This is a genomic window from Polynucleobacter sp. 15G-AUS-farblos (assembly GCF_018882445.1).
GTDB lineage: Bacteria > Pseudomonadota > Gammaproteobacteria > Burkholderiales > Burkholderiaceae > Polynucleobacter.
Genome location: NZ_JACVOM010000004.1, coordinates 55,540 through 69,353, shown reverse-complemented (window position 1 = coordinate 69,353; position 13,814 = coordinate 55,540). Strand labels below are relative to the sequence as shown.

Genomic DNA, 13,814 nt, shown 5'->3' with positions numbered 1-13,814 from the left:
ATCTGGTTTAAGCTCTGCCGTATTGGTCTTCGAAACGCACAATATCATCTTCACCTAAGTAGTCGCCTACCTGAGCTTCGATAATCACGAGTGGTATGTCACCTAAATTCGTGAGTCTATGCTGAGTCTCTTTCGGAATGTAAGTGGACTCATTGGCATTGAGATGGAGCACCTTATCGCCATTGACGATTTCAGCCTTACCTGTGATAACTACCCAGTGTTCATTGCGGTGATGGTGCATTTGTAATGACAATTTGCCGCCTGGGTTAACCACAATCCGTTTGATTTTGTAATCAGGGCCTTCTTCAATCACGGTGTAAGTGCCCCATGGACGATGCACAGTACTGTGATAAGTGGCGCGCTCATCTTTATCTTTATTGAGCGCATCGACTACTTTCTTAACGGATTGAGAGTTGCCTTTAGCGCTGACCAGTAAAGCATCAGGCGTATCCACAATGATCAGATTATCTAAGCCGACTGCAGCAATTAAGCGTTCACGCCCAAAGACAAAGTTATTTTTGGAGTCAACAAAAATAGCCTTTCCTTCTGCAGCATTGCCATGTTCATCTTCTGGAAAGTGTTTTGCCATGGCATCCCATGAGCCCACATCATCCCAGTCAAAGCTGGCATTAACGGAAACGACATTCGGCGCCTTTTCCATTATGGCGTAATCGAGAGAGATATCTTCGATCGCTGCCATGGTAGTTTTATCTAATGTAAATGACTCGACGTTATCCGCAGGCTTGCTAGCCGCCCAACAAGTCTCAACTTGTTTAGCCAAGTTTGGTGCAATGTCATTCGCAACTTTGAGCAAAGTATTCGGCGTAAAGCAGAACATCCCAGAGTTCCAGTGGAAATTACCGGCAGCAACATATTGCTCTGCTAAAGCCATGGCTGGCTTTTCAACAAACTGTTCAACTACACGTCCCTCGGCATTGCTTGGAGTGCGCGCTGGGTTGCCTAACTTCAAATAACCGTAACCTGTTTCTGCATGCGTTGGCGGAATACCAAAGGTAACCAAATTACCTTCCTTTGCAAAGTCCACAGCTTTAGCAACGGCCATCTCAAATCCCACCTTGTCATGAATGACATGGTCAGCAGGAAGAACCAGCATGGGAATATCGCCACGCCCTGCATTTTTAGCGGCCAATGCTGCAAAGAGAACAGCAGGCGCAGTATTGCGACGCAGGGGTTCAATAATCGTGAGTTTGGCTTCTTGTGATGAACCTTTTAAATCCGCTTGAACTTGGAAGCCAAGACTTTCCGAGGTAACGACGCAAAGCCAAGGATTGGATGATTCAATGCGATTCGCGGTTTCGCTCAGGAGCGATTGTTGGCTGGCAACCGGCATAAAAACCTTTGGACGGTTTTCACGAGACACGGGCCACAAACGGGAGCCTGCTCCCCCACAAATGATTACCATCGAAAAGTTCAGTTTCATGGGCAAATTTTACCTAAAGAAAAGGGGCAGAAAGGAACGCAAGGGACCCCTTGCGGTATTGCTTGCCTGCTGATTACTTCAAAGTGGGCGCTACATGCTCCAAGAACCACTTATAGGCGTCCTGGATGCCAGGGCGCAGGGCAATTTCAGCCTTCCAGCCTAGGGCATTGACTTTGCTCACATCAAGTAACTTTTGTGGGGTTCCGTCTGGTTTTGAGGTATCAAACTGCAATTCCCCCTCAAAACCAACGACTGCGACCACTTCTTCAACCAATTCACGGATTGTGATGTCATTGCCGCAACCAATATTCACAAAAGAGCCGTCATAGTCTTGTTCCATGAGTTGGACACAAGCTCTGGCCATATCATCCACGTGCAAGAACTCACGGCGGGGCTTACCTGATCCCCAAACCATCAAATGGGGGTCTTTACGCAATTTGGCTTCATGGGCCTTGCGGATCAGCGCAGGCAATACATGGGAGTTATTTAAATCATAGTTATCGCCAGGACCATACAAGTTGGTTGGCATGACGCTCACATACTTCGTGCCGTACTGGCGGTTGTAGTTCTCGCACAGCTTAATTCCCGCAATTTTGGCCAAAGCATAAGGCTCATTGGTTTGTTCCAATGGGCCAGTGAGTAAGTACTCTTCTTTGATTGGCTGTGGACAGTCTCTTGGATAAATACAGCTTGAACCCAAAGACATTAAGTTGTTAATACCAGCTTGATACGCGCCATGAGTGAGGTTGCACTCAATCATGAGGTTTTGATAAATAAAGTCAGCGCGGTAAATATTATTCGCTTGGATACCGCCTACTTTTGCTGCAGCGATAAAAATATAGTCAGGCTTTTCGGTATTTAAAAATGCGTGCACCGCTGCTTGATTGAGTAGATCAAGCTCTGCATGGGTTCTGGTAATGACATTGTCATAGCCGCGGGATTTGAGTAGGCGAGTGATCCCGCTACCCACCATCCCACGATGACCTGCTACATAAATCTTGGCGGTTTTATTCATTGCGACTTAAAGTGGTGTAGCCGTGTTTCTTGACTAATTCATCACGCTCCGCACCTTTTAAGTCTTCGCGCACCATCTCTTTAACGAGATCTTGGAATGAGGTTGCAGGAACCCAGCCCAGTTTTTCTTTGGCTTTAGTAGCATCACCCAAAAGTGTTTCTACTTCGGTTGGGCGGAAGTAACGTGGGTCAACAGCGACAATGCACTTACCGCTAGCGTCATAACCCTTCTCATCAACGCCTTGGCCCTTCCAAGTAATCTTCATACCGAGTTCTTCGGCGGCGTAATCAATAAATTGACGCACGCTGTACTGAACGCCAGTTGCAATCACAAAATCTTCTGCTTGTTCTTGTTGGAGCATGAGCCACTGCATCTCAACGTAGTCACGGGCATGACCCCAGTCGCGCAGAGCATCTAAGTTACCCAGGTATAAGCACTCTTGCAAACCCAGTTTGATACGTGCAAGCGCGCGGGTAATTTTGCGTGTAACAAAAGTCTCGCCGCGGATTGGGCTCTCGTGATTAAACAAGATGCCGTTACACGCATACATACCGTACGCTTCACGATAGTTCACAGTGATCCAGTAGGCGTAGAGCTTGGCTACGGCATATGGGCTACGTGGATAAAACGGTGTGGTTTCTTTTTGTGGAATTTCTTGTACCAAGCCATAGAGCTCAGAAGTCGATGCTTGATAAAAACGGGTTTTCTTTTCTAACTTGAGGATGCGGATCGCTTCCAAAATACGTAGTGCGCCTAATGCATCTGAGTTTGCTGTGTACTCAGGTTCTTCAAAAGAAACCGCTACGTGAGATTGCGCTGCTAAGTTGTAAATCTCATCAGGCTGAGTTTGCTGAATGATGCGAATGAGGCATGAAGAATCAGTTAAGTCACCATGATGCAGGGTGAGTTTATTACCCTCAATATGCGGGTCATGGTAGAGGTGATCGATACGATCAGTATTAAAAAGTGAGGTACGGCGTTTGATCCCGTGTACTTCATAACCCTTTTTGAGTAATAACTCGGCTAAATAAGCACCATCTTGGCCAGTAATACCTGTAATCAGGGCAACTTTTGATTTTGACATGGGGGTTTTCTTAATTATTAGATTAAATAGTTAAATACGCAGTAAATGCGCTATTGTAAATTGTTTTAAATGCCAACTTTCGCTTGTGGGAAGGCAGAAAGCCAAGCAAATACAATGAGATGTATTCAAAAACAGAGCGATAAACGGATTTAAAAAGCTTTTTAAAGATTTAAGGAAGCAATTTCTTCAGAGATTAAGGGTAGATATTGGTGGGAATGCCAGTAAAAGCAGAGCGCGGTAGAGGATTCTTGCGAAAGCTAGATCGCTGGATTGGCGTGCCTGCTCTCCTAGGTTTATCCCTTTTTCGTAAAAAAAGACCCAAACCCGCTCAATTTAATAGCATCGGTATCTGTGTTTTTGCTGCTATTGGCGATGCTTTGCTGGCCTCATCCCTCATTGCCGACCTCAGAAATGCCTTTCCAGGGTTGAAAATCACGGTTTTTGCCACTCCAGCGAACGTTGCGACATTTGATCTGATTACCGGCTATGACGACCTGGTATTGGTTCCGATTACCAATCCATGGGCAGCAATTGGGGTGGTGAGCTCCCATCCGGTCGATATCCTGATTGATTCCTCCCAATGGCCACGAATTGGGGCTTTAGTGGCTGCATTGAGTGGGGCGCGCTGGACGATTGGGTTTGAGACGGCAGGTCAGAATCGGCATTATTCCTACGATATTTGCGTAAAACATAGCTCAAAAGCCCATGAATTAGACAATTTTCGGTCTTTATTGTCCCCATTAGGGGTTCAAGCAAAGGCTATGCCTCCGCTGGATTTATCGACCTTAGCGGGCATAGAGTGCCTAAATATTAAGCAGCCATACTTAGTTTTGCATCCCTGGGCCAGCGGCAATCATTTTGAATTGCGTGAGTGGCCCATTGCCTCTTGGGTGAGTCTGGCATCTCAAGTCCTTCGTTCAGGCTATGGGGTAGTGATCAGTGGAGGCCCGGGCGATGTTGATCGTGCTGCTGATTTGTGCCTGAAGATAGAGCGCGCATCCGGAGATCTCACTCCAGTTTCTCTTCTGAATTTGGTAGGACAGACTAATCTCTTGACTACGGCCGCCTATGTCAATGGAGCGGCAGCGGTGGTTGCCGTGAACACAGGCACGATGCATTTGGCAGCTTTATTGGGCAAACCTTTGGTTGCTTTGCATGGTCCTACCAACCCAGATCGTTGGGGTCCAATTTATCCAGGCGCTAGAAATGAGCAAAATACTCTGATTCTTGGTCCGGGTTTCAATGAAGGCGGCGCCTATCTCAACTTAGGTTTTGAGTATCCAGAGAATCCAACTTACCTCATGGATCAAATTTCGGTAGAGGCAGTTGTGGATGCCCTGCGTAAATTTTCCATAAATATTGAGTAGTACTGCAAAATACGACGATGGCTGCATCCTTAATTATTAATTCTTACCTGATTCGTATTTTCGATTTCGTCACCATTAATTTGGTGGGATTCTGCACCTTTTTCGCTATTCAATACTTTAAAGACCCAGACTTAGATTTACAGCGTTATGCCTCATTAATGTTGTTAGCAAGTTTGGCGTATCTCTTCCTCACCAATCGCGCCTATCGTTCATGGCGTGGCGGCAACTTAATGGCGCTCTTTGGTCAGGTAGCCAGTGGCGTTTTAAAAACCTGGATTTTGATTTTGATCTGGTTAGTATTTAGTAAATCAACCGAGATGTATTCACGTCTTTGGTTGGTTTCATGGGCAACGATGAGCCTCTTTGTTTTATGCGGTAGTAGATTATTTGGTTATGTACTAATTAGACGTTACCGCAGCAAAGGGGTGAACTTAAGACATATCGCGATCGTCGGCTCAGGCGGAACTGCTGATGAAATTGCTCGCCGCATCAGTGAGTCACCATGGTCTGGGTACCGAGTGCAATTGCAGTTAAGAGACTTAGATGCAAGCAAGCTAGATGAGCTTGCAAAACAACCCTTGAATGAAATTTGGCTAGCCCTGCCTATGGGCGATGGCTCACAAATGCGCATGGTGATGGAGCATTTGCAGATGAGTACCGCAACGATTCGCTTTGTGCCAGACTGGTTTTCATTCCGATTGATTAATCACGGAGTGAGCGAAGTCTTGGGTATGCAGATGATTGATCTTTACGGCACCCCCATGACGGGCATGAATTTATTCCTCAAATCTATGGAAGATTTCTGTTTATCCATTTTGATTTTGATTTTCATTAGCCCGCTGATGCTGATACTGGCGATTGGCGTGAAACTCAGCTCGCCGGGGCCCGTGTTTTATCGCCAGGAGCGCGTGGGCTGGAATGGTGAAGTCTTTGAGATCTACAAGTTCCGAACCATGCCAGTCGATCTGGAAGAGGGTAAGGTAGTTTGGGGCGGTTCGGCAAACAAATCAGTCACGCCATTTTCTAAATGGTTACGCTCCACCAGTCTAGATGAGTTACCACAGTTTTTTAATGTCTTGCAGGGCAAGATGTCTATCGTTGGTCCTAGACCAGAGCGCCCTGTTTTTGTGGAGCAGTTTAAAAAAGAAATTCCAGACTATATGAAGAAGCATTTAGTCAAAGCGGGTATTACAGGCTGGGCGCAGATTCACGGTTGGCGTGGCGATACTGATCTCAACGCCCGTATTGAGCATGATTTGTATTACATCGAGAATTGGTCCTTATGGCTGGACCTAAAAATTATTTTCTTTACGATCTTCCGCGGCTTTGTAAATAAAAACGCGTACTAAGCATTAACTCAGAAACTTCAATTCAGCGCTGTATTACTCTGGAAGTTTTTCTGACCTAGCAACATGGTGTTAAGCAGGGCGATACAGAAAAATAGAATTTCAATCGTGTGCTTACTGCTGACCTCTGCAATCGTGAAAGTTAGTAGTAAATCGGCCGTAATCCAAATGACGACTAAACGGTTAGGTGAATTGCTTCTCAGGGCCAAGACGACTGTAGAGAGTAATGCTCCCAAAGTCAGGAAGAGGCCTGGAATGCCGAATGCCAAACCTAAATCAATCCAGGCGCTATGGGAAGACCGAATCGTGGCTTCCGGATAGGACTTGCGAATGACTTTACTTAATGAATGCTCAAGTAGTCCATAGCCTAGAGGGTTTTGTGTAATTGAGTGAACGCCGGCTGCAGCCCAAGCAGCACGCTCATAGTTGTTGGGATAGACCTGTTCGCCAGAGGCAGTATTGGGGTAGCCATATTTTTGAACATCTTGCCAATTCGGCACTTCATCAATTTTGATGGCAACTGTCACGTCATCCACAAAGTGATTCCAGCCACGATTAATACTTAAGTGTTGCTGAATAAAGATGATGATCAAGACGGTGGGAATCAGAGGGACTAGCCAGATTTTCCAATCTAATTTTCTGAGCTCCATCTGCTGTTTGAGTTTTGAAGCACCCACAAAGAGAAGCCAGCTTACAATCAAGATGATGCCTACGCCTACGCCATTGCGTGTATCAATGATGGTGGTAAAGGCAAATAGGATCGTTAGTACACCCAAGAGCCAATAACAATAGATTGGCCATGGGTAACTTGGGCGATTGTGAATGAGCGCAGTGGCAGCAGATCCACAAATGGCGCTAATAAATAGGCCACCCATCAATACGGTATTAATTTTGTTACCAAAGGGGCTGGAAAAATAATAGTTCGGCATAAATGCCTGGCCAGTCTGGAAATACATCCCAAGGTAATGAATGAGGAGATAAATAAAGCTGCCGAATATCCCCAGCCATAAAAATTGTGCACGGCGAGGATGCTCGCGTAATACAAGGCCAGTTGCCAGGCCAATAAAGATTGATTCTAGGACTCTGAGCCAGGTGCTGCTGAGCTCTTGAAATTGCTGCCCAGATTCGTTGCTAAATAAGAGGTAGTGAATCACCACCCAAATAAGCATCGCAAAGGAAAGAATAAGAGGTGTGTATTGGGCCCAGGAGCTTGAAGAGGAGCTAGAGTTGCTCTTGGAGCCTTTTCCTCGTGAATACTGCCAGAGCAATAAGAGGGCTAATAAGGTGCCGGTGGCTAAAAGCGTATTACGTAGGGCAATCGTATTTTTAAGGGACCAAACGGCCAGCAAAGCAGTGCTGATGAAGATGATCAAGGCGCTCAAAATAGGGAAAGAGCGGTTTGAGCCAATAGGTTTCATATAATCAAATAATAACGGCTAAATTGGGAATGTCGGCCTCCCACCCCTTTATCAATCTGCTCGGGGGTAGATAAAGGATGATGTTTCTTGAGTTTCCGAGTTAATCAAGTGCTTACATTGGCGGATAAATTGCAATGATTCTTTTAACGGGTGCCACTGGCTATGTTGGCTCACACACGTGGCTTGAATTGCTGTTCGCTGGAAATCGCGTTATCGGCTTAGACAATTTCATTAATTCCAGCCCATTGGCTTTGGCTCGTATAGAGTCTCTGGCTGGACAAAAATTAGAGTTTATCGAGGGTGATGTTTGTAATAAAGCATTCCTTGAGACAGTCTTTAAAAAGTATCCCATTAAGGGTGTAATTCATTTTGCCGCGCTAAAAGCAGTTGGTGAATCCGTGGCTCAGCCACTGCGTTATTACCAAAATAATCTGGCGGGTTTGCTGACATTGCTTGAAGTGATGCAAGCCAATAACTGTAAGAATTTCGTATTTAGTTCTTCTGCAACAGTCTATGGTGATCCAAGCGTTGTACCAATTAACGAGCAGTCCCCTGTTCGGCCCACCAATCCTTACGGTCAAACCAAGTTGATGAGTGAGCAAGTATTACGCGACTTAGAAGTTTCTGATCCAAGTTGGCGTGTTGCTTACCTGCGTTATTTCAATCCAGTGGGCGCTCATGAGTCTGGATTAATTGGTGAAGATCCTCGCGGCATTCCTAACAACCTTACTCCTTTGGTTGCCCGCGTAGCAGCAGGCAGAATGTCTGAACTCAAAGTGTATGGAGATGATTGGTCTACTCCTGATGGAACAGGCGTTAGAGACTACATCCATGTCGTGGATTTGGCCCAAGCCCATGTGAAAGCAGTGGAATATTTATTGGCTGGACGTGACTCATTGACGGTCAACTTGGGTACCGGTCAGGGTTATAGCGTGATGGATGTTCTAAAAGCGTATAGCGATGTCGTTGGTAAGCCCATTCCATATCAGGTGGTCGATAGACGTCCTGGCGATATTGCCACTTGCTATGCAGATCCCACTCTTGCAGAGAAATTGCTGGGCTGGAAAGCGCGCCGCAATTTAGGGCAGATGTGCGCAGATAGCTGGCGCTGGCAGTCACAAAACCCGATGGGTTACGAATCTTAAATGCCATTCGATTTCGTTCTATATTGCAAATCTTATCGTCGAGATTTATTGCGCGTAAAGCGCTTGCTTGAATCGATACGCAAACATAATATTGAATCGATTCCTGTTTATATCTCCACTCCGCAAGCCGATCGAGATGCTTTATTTGCACTAGTCGGAGAAAATCAGGGCTATCAATGGATTGCTGACGAGGAAATAGTTCAGTCCAATCCACGTGCTCCAAAGGATATTCAGAAAACAAGATCGGGCGGTATTGCCCAGCAGGTAATCAAGTCTGAATTTTGGCGATTGGGTTTAGCTAGTAATTATTTATGCATTGATTCGGATAGTATTTTTATTCGTGATTTTGGAAAGGCCGCTTTTTTAGCTCCAGACGGTTCTCCTTACACCGTGCTGCATCAAAATAAAGAACTCTTTCAGATGGCGACCAATCGTGGGCATCTTCGGGTTGAGAGAGAGCTGCGCAAAGAAGCTGAAACAGTGAAGGCCTTGTTTGGCAGGGTCGGACCAAATTACTACTGTGCCCCTGCACCTTTTATCTGGTCTGCTAAGGTATGGAAGTCTTTAGATCAACAGTATCTGCAGCCTAAGGGGATGACGCTTTGGGATCTCATTACTCCGGAGTATCCAGAGAGTTTAATTTATGGCGAAACTTTGCTTAAATATGAAGCCATTCCAGTGCGAATGATTGAACCTTTGTTTCGGATTTATCACTACGACTGGCATTACTACCTTTCCCGTCGTTTGGGTGAAACTAAAGAGACATTGATGCAAAACTTTATCGGAGTGATTTATCAGTCTGCCTGGGAATCCGAATTAGATTATGGTGCCCCGAGTAAATCTCTTCCTTCAAGATTATTAAAAAGAACGAAACGTTTTTTACGTTATTTACAAAGTTATTTCTAATTATTCATGAGTCAAGATATAAACCAAAGAGTAGTTGGATCATCGGCTCAGGCAGCAAGCTCTTCATTGCCCCTAGTCAGTATTTCAATGCCTGCTTTTAATGCTGAGCATTACATTGCTGAGGCAATTGAAAGTATATTAGCCCAGTCTTATCAAAATTTCGAGCTTATCATTTGCGATGATGGGTCTACTGATCGTACGCCTAATATCATTAATCGCTACAACGACCCAAGGATCGTCAAAATTTTCTCATCGAAAAATCGTGGATTAATTGCGACTCGAAATGAAATTGCGCAAATTGCCAAGGGAAAGTATTTAGCGTTACTTGATGCTGACGATCTTGCGTTCCCAGAACGTCTCTCATTACAGGTGAAATTTTTAGAGGATGGAAATGCGGATCTTTGTGGGGCAGATCATTGGACTTTAAATCAAGGTACTGGTGCTATAAAACCTTCTAGGCAGCGTCATTCAAATGCGGATATTCAGGCTCTATTGGCCGTTTGCAGTCCTTTATGTAATCCCGCAGTAATGGGGCGAATTGAGATATTTAGAGCGCATCCCTATCTTAAATCTTATATTCATGCAGAGGATTATTGTTTGTGGACCGAAATTGCGCTAGCGGGATATAAGTTCTCTAATATTTCCCAAAAATTAATTATCTACAGGCTACATCCTACCCAAACTAGTGTTAACCATATTAGTGCAGCACGTAATGTATTTAGGTCTTATCAATCTCGTTATCTTGAGGGTCTTGGGATCTCACCGGCCTATCTACCGCGTACTCTTACCTTTAGGGAGCGTTTAGTTTTTGGGGTTGAATTTATGCGCCTGATTAATCGAAAAATTGCCAATATTTCGATTGCAGCAAATTGTGAGCTGTATGCTCGATTTCAATTTCGGGGAAATGGTTTATGGACTCCTTTGACAAGGATGGAGCGCATCATCGTGGCTGCTTGTGCAAGCTGGCAAGGTCGACGAAGTTTTCTGGATACCCCTAAGCTTTGAGCTTATTCCAGTCCCCTGGAATAAGGTTGGAGAGATCAAGGCTTCTATCGCTTATCCATCGATTGGGCGAATAAATTTTGCCCACATTATTTTTTCTTAGCCATGCTCCCCACCAGCTAAAAGAGCTATTTGCAATGATGTGGTGTTTGCAAGAAGTCATTAGCTCCAACTCATGAATTGTCGAATTATCAGGAGATAGATTTTCTATGTAAGTCATCGAAAGATCTTGGGGTAAAGCCAATTTAGCCCAATCAAGATCATCTGAAAAAATAAAAAAATGAGCATTTGGATGTATTGAGAGGATGTCTTTCAATGCAGTTTGGTAATAATCCAAATCTAAAGCGCCATGAAAATGAGAAGCCGATGGTGAATTGACATAGTCACCCCTGCGTACATGAACCATTACTGATTCAGATGTCAGAATTTTAGACTCATACTGCTTGTAAGCTTGAGGCAATAGTTCGCGAGCAGTAAATTCAAGTTGAAGTAATGACCTAATGTGGCTGAAATATCTATAAGATTGCCAGTATCCAAAAAGATAGAGGTCTCTGCGATTAATATTTTTTAGATTAAATATTTCTTTGTCAAAGTCATAGGCATTGACCTGTCTTTGAATGATGGGGCCGAAAGGTAAATATTGCTGTATTAAAAATCGGAACTTTTTTTTCGTTGTTAGCTTACCGCTATTCTTGAATAACGCGGGATCAATGTTTAGCAGTGGTAATTCTAGTTTTCGTGGGGTAACACCTTTCTCTAGTTTATTAAACCAAGAACAATCCAGGGTAAAGTCTGCGTTGTAATGCAACGAAAGTGCCCTTGCAATCGCGTACTGAAACATTTGATTGCCAAGACCGCCCTGAAGGTAAGATGAAATCGTCATAACCTTATAATTAGAACATTAATTTAACTCTCATCTTCCCTTTGTCTAATTGCATCAACTACTATTGAATATGAAACAGACCTTAGGAATTGTGGGCTGGGAGGCGGGGGATGATGATTTATTTAATCCTCAAAGCCTGAGAAATCGCGATGATTGTCTGGAGCCCTTCAGAGTTCTGCGGGCCAAAGCAGCAGAGCGGGGCATTGAATTACACACTATAGATGTGCTGCAGAAAAAAGGACTTACCCCTAGCGCGACGCTCTATCTTGAGTCATTACCAATTACCCCTATTAACAATTGCAAGAACTATCTGATTCGTTTCGAAACAGAGTTGACAGTCCCTATCAATGGCGATGCTGATTATTTAAATCAATTTGATGGGATATTTACTTGGGACCAAGTTTTACTCAGCGGAGATTTGGGGGATGCGCTGAATAAAAAAACAGTATCCACTCCCAAGTTTCCTATTGCATATCCTAATGTTCTGCCTAGAGCATTTAAGGTAAATCAGATAGCCAATCCAGGATTTGCTAAGCGCGATCTTTTTTGTATATTGATTGGCAGTAACCGTCATGCAAATGTACCCGATGCTCGCGAACTTTATTCTGAGAGGGTGAAAGCCATTCGATGGTTTGAAGAGAATGCGCTAAAAGACTTTGCTTTGTTTGGTAATGGTTGGATGGTTCCGCAAAAACGTCAAGGTAAGTCAGGTAAGTGGCGCTACCGTTTAGAAAAAATATTACCTTTTTTGATGGGAAAAGCAGTTTTTCCAAGCTATCAGGGTTCAGCTAAAAGTAAGTTTGAGGTTTTATCAAAATCACGTTTTTGTATTTGCTACGAGAATGCTAAAGACATTCCCGGTTACATTACTGAGAAACTATTTGATGCCTTATTTGCTGGCTGCGTACCTATTTATTGGGGGGAGCCGCAGGTTGAGAGTCTAGTGCCTGCTGGCTGCTTTATCGATTTCCGCCAGTTTGCAAGCAGTCCTAATCCTTATCAAAAATTGTATCAATATCTTAGTAAAATGAGTGAGCAGGACTACATTTCGCATCAAGAGGCGGGTAGACAGTTTTTGGCTTCACCGGCGTTTAGATCATATAGCTCAGAAGCTTTTGCTGAAGCCATTTTAGGACCACTTCAATTATGATTTTAGTTACTGGCGGCGCAGGATTTATTGGGGGTAATTTTGTGCTGGATTGGCTTGCCAATCCAAGTGCAGAAGGCATTGTGAATGTAGATAAGCTGACTTATGCTGGCAATCTCGCCACCTTAGATTCTTTGAAAAACGATGCACGCCACGTATTTGTTCATGGCGATATTGGCGATAAAGAGCTCATCACCAAATTATTAAAAGAGCACAAGCCGCGTGCCATTGTGAACTTTGCAGCAGAGAGTCATGTTGATCGCTCGATTCATGGTCCTGCAGAATTTATCCAAACGAATATTGTGGGCACCTTCAATTTATTAGAGTGCGCACGTGAGTATTGGAATGGACTGGAAGCGAGTGCAAAAGAACAGTTTCGCTTTCACCATGTTTCAACTGATGAGGTGTATGGATCGCTATCCATGACCGACCCTGCATTTACTGAAACCAATTCATATGAGCCTAATAGCCCTTATTCAGCCTCTAAGGCAGCTTCAGATCATTTAGTACGCGCTTGGTTTCATACCTATGGCTTTCCAGTGGTAACAACCAATTGCTCAAACAACTATGGCCCTTACCATTTCCCTGAGAAGCTGATTCCCTTGGTGATTCTGAATGCGCTCAATAGCAAGCCATTGCCTATCTATGGTGATGGACAGCAGATTCGGGATTGGCTCTATGTAGGTGATCATTGCTCGGCGATTCGGGAAGTTTTATCTAAAGGGAATTTGGGAGAGACCTATAACATTGGTGGCTGGAATGAGAAGGCCAATATCGATGTAGTCAAAACAATCTGCCAAATTTTGGATGAACTTAAGCCTCGATCTGATGGCAAATCTTATGCCGAGCAAATTACTTTTGTTAAAGACCGCCCTGGTCATGATCGCCGCTATGCGATTGATGCCAGCAAGGTCGAGCGTGATTTAGGCTGGCGTCCTGCAGAAACTTTTGATACTGGTATTCGTAAGACGATTCAGTGGTATTTGGATAATCCGGTTTGGATTGAGGGCGTTGTCAGTGGCTCTTATCGTGACTGGCTGCAAAAGCAGTACAACTGAAA

The 13,814-nt window shown here is 44.3% G+C and carries 12 protein-coding genes; 7 read left to right on the top strand and 5 right to left on the bottom strand.

Annotated elements, in window-relative coordinates; genetic code table 11:
- Positions 1-7: 7 nt before the first annotated feature.
- From ICN41_RS07310 to gmd, 3 genes are all read right to left on the bottom strand, one after another.
- On the bottom strand, positions 8-1,441 hold the full coding sequence (locus tag ICN41_RS07310) for a mannose-1-phosphate guanylyltransferase/mannose-6-phosphate isomerase (protein ID WP_255537935.1): 1,434 nt from the start codon (positions 1,439-1,441) through the stop codon (positions 8-10).
- A gap of 73 nt (positions 1,442-1,514) precedes the next feature.
- Positions 1,515-2,456: a GDP-L-fucose synthase gene (locus tag ICN41_RS07305; RefSeq protein ID WP_216292296.1), complete on the bottom strand. Its 942-nt coding sequence runs from the start codon at positions 2,454-2,456 to the stop codon at positions 1,515-1,517.
- Positions 2,449-3,540, bottom strand: coding sequence for a GDP-mannose 4,6-dehydratase (gene gmd / locus ICN41_RS07300; protein WP_216292295.1), 1,092 nt, complete (start codon positions 3,538-3,540; stop codon positions 2,449-2,451). The genes ICN41_RS07305 and gmd overlap by 8 nt, the downstream gene beginning before the upstream one ends.
- Positions 3,541-3,755: 215 nt before the next feature.
- Between gmd and ICN41_RS07295 the strand changes: the two genes are divergently transcribed.
- Together ICN41_RS07295 and ICN41_RS07290 are read left to right on the top strand one after the other, a co-directional pair.
- Positions 3,756-4,907, top strand: a complete 1,152-nt coding sequence (locus ICN41_RS07295; RefSeq protein ID WP_216292294.1) for a glycosyltransferase family 9 protein — start codon at positions 3,756-3,758, stop codon at positions 4,905-4,907.
- 17 nt (positions 4,908-4,924) lie between these two features.
- Positions 4,925-6,256 (top strand): undecaprenyl-phosphate glucose phosphotransferase, encoded by a 1,332-nt coding sequence (locus tag ICN41_RS07290; protein ID WP_216292293.1) that lies wholly within the window; start codon positions 4,925-4,927, stop codon positions 6,254-6,256.
- A gap of 17 nt (positions 6,257-6,273) precedes the next feature.
- Here ICN41_RS07290 and ICN41_RS07285 read toward each other — a convergent pair whose 3' ends face one another.
- The gene (locus ICN41_RS07285) at positions 6,274-7,671 is read right to left on the bottom strand and encodes an O-antigen ligase family protein (RefSeq protein ID WP_216292292.1); all 1,398 of its coding nucleotides are present in this window, start codon (positions 7,669-7,671) and stop codon (positions 6,274-6,276) included.
- A 134-nt stretch (positions 7,672-7,805) separates the two neighbouring features.
- On the opposite strand from ICN41_RS07285, the gene galE reads away from it, so the two are divergent.
- Genes galE through ICN41_RS07270 form a run of 3 tightly spaced genes read left to right on the top strand, consistent with a single transcriptional unit; the run spans position 7,806 to position 10,727 of the window.
- Complete coding sequence (galE, locus tag ICN41_RS07280; RefSeq protein ID WP_216292291.1) at positions 7,806-8,816, top strand: UDP-glucose 4-epimerase GalE; 1,011 nt, start codon at positions 7,806-7,808, stop codon at positions 8,814-8,816.
- On the top strand, positions 8,817-9,722 hold the full coding sequence (locus tag ICN41_RS07275) for a DUF6492 family protein (protein ID WP_216292290.1): 906 nt from the start codon (positions 8,817-8,819) through the stop codon (positions 9,720-9,722). It abuts the gene before it with no gap.
- 6 nt (positions 9,723-9,728) lie between these two features.
- A complete protein-coding gene (locus ICN41_RS07270) occupies positions 9,729-10,727 on the top strand; it encodes a glycosyltransferase (protein WP_216292289.1) in 999 nt (332 codons plus the stop codon).
- Here ICN41_RS07270 and ICN41_RS07265 read toward each other — a convergent pair.
- Positions 10,717-11,607: an alpha-1,2-fucosyltransferase gene (locus ICN41_RS07265; protein WP_216292288.1), complete on the bottom strand. Its 891-nt coding sequence runs from the start codon at positions 11,605-11,607 to the stop codon at positions 10,717-10,719. The genes ICN41_RS07270 and ICN41_RS07265 overlap by 11 nt on opposite strands.
- Before the next feature lie 70 nt (positions 11,608-11,677).
- Here ICN41_RS07265 and ICN41_RS07260 point away from each other — a divergent pair, with 70 nt between their 5' ends.
- Together ICN41_RS07260 and rfbB are read left to right on the top strand one after the other, a co-directional pair.
- On the top strand, positions 11,678-12,757 hold the full coding sequence (locus ICN41_RS07260) for a glycosyltransferase family 10 domain-containing protein (protein ID WP_216292287.1): 1,080 nt from the start codon (positions 11,678-11,680) through the stop codon (positions 12,755-12,757).
- The gene (gene rfbB / locus ICN41_RS07255) at positions 12,754-13,812 is read left to right on the top strand and encodes a dTDP-glucose 4,6-dehydratase (protein WP_216292286.1); all 1,059 of its coding nucleotides are present in this window, start codon (positions 12,754-12,756) and stop codon (positions 13,810-13,812) included. Before ICN41_RS07260 ends, rfbB begins: the two co-directional genes overlap by 4 nt.
- Positions 13,813-13,814: the final 2 nt, after the last annotated feature.

Bases quoted from the DNA above. Each gene is read 5' to 3' on its own strand.
- ICN41_RS07310 (WP_255537935.1), bottom strand. From the start codon at position 1,441: ATGAAACTGAACTTTTCGATGGTAATCATTTGTGGGGGAGCAGGCTCC.
- ICN41_RS07305 (WP_216292296.1), bottom strand. From the start codon at position 2,456: ATGAATAAAACCGCCAAGATTTATGTAGCAGGTCATCGTGGGATGGTG.
- gmd (WP_216292295.1), bottom strand. From the start codon at position 3,540: ATGTCAAAATCAAAAGTTGCCCTGATTACAGGTATTACTGGCCAAGAT.
- ICN41_RS07295 (WP_216292294.1), top strand. From the start codon at position 3,756: ATGCCAGTAAAAGCAGAGCGCGGTAGAGGATTCTTGCGAAAGCTAGAT.
- ICN41_RS07290 (WP_216292293.1), top strand. From the start codon at position 4,925: ATGGCTGCATCCTTAATTATTAATTCTTACCTGATTCGTATTTTCGAT.
- ICN41_RS07285 (WP_216292292.1), bottom strand. From the start codon at position 7,671: ATGAAACCTATTGGCTCAAACCGCTCTTTCCCTATTTTGAGCGCCTTG.
- galE (WP_216292291.1), top strand. From the start codon at position 7,806: ATGATTCTTTTAACGGGTGCCACTGGCTATGTTGGCTCACACACGTGG.
- ICN41_RS07275 (WP_216292290.1), top strand. From the start codon at position 8,817: ATGCCATTCGATTTCGTTCTATATTGCAAATCTTATCGTCGAGATTTA.
- ICN41_RS07270 (WP_216292289.1), top strand. From the start codon at position 9,729: ATGAGTCAAGATATAAACCAAAGAGTAGTTGGATCATCGGCTCAGGCA.
- ICN41_RS07265 (WP_216292288.1), bottom strand. From the start codon at position 11,607: ATGACGATTTCATCTTACCTTCAGGGCGGTCTTGGCAATCAAATGTTT.
- ICN41_RS07260 (WP_216292287.1), top strand. From the start codon at position 11,678: ATGAAACAGACCTTAGGAATTGTGGGCTGGGAGGCGGGGGATGATGAT.
- rfbB (WP_216292286.1), top strand. From the start codon at position 12,754: ATGATTTTAGTTACTGGCGGCGCAGGATTTATTGGGGGTAATTTTGTG.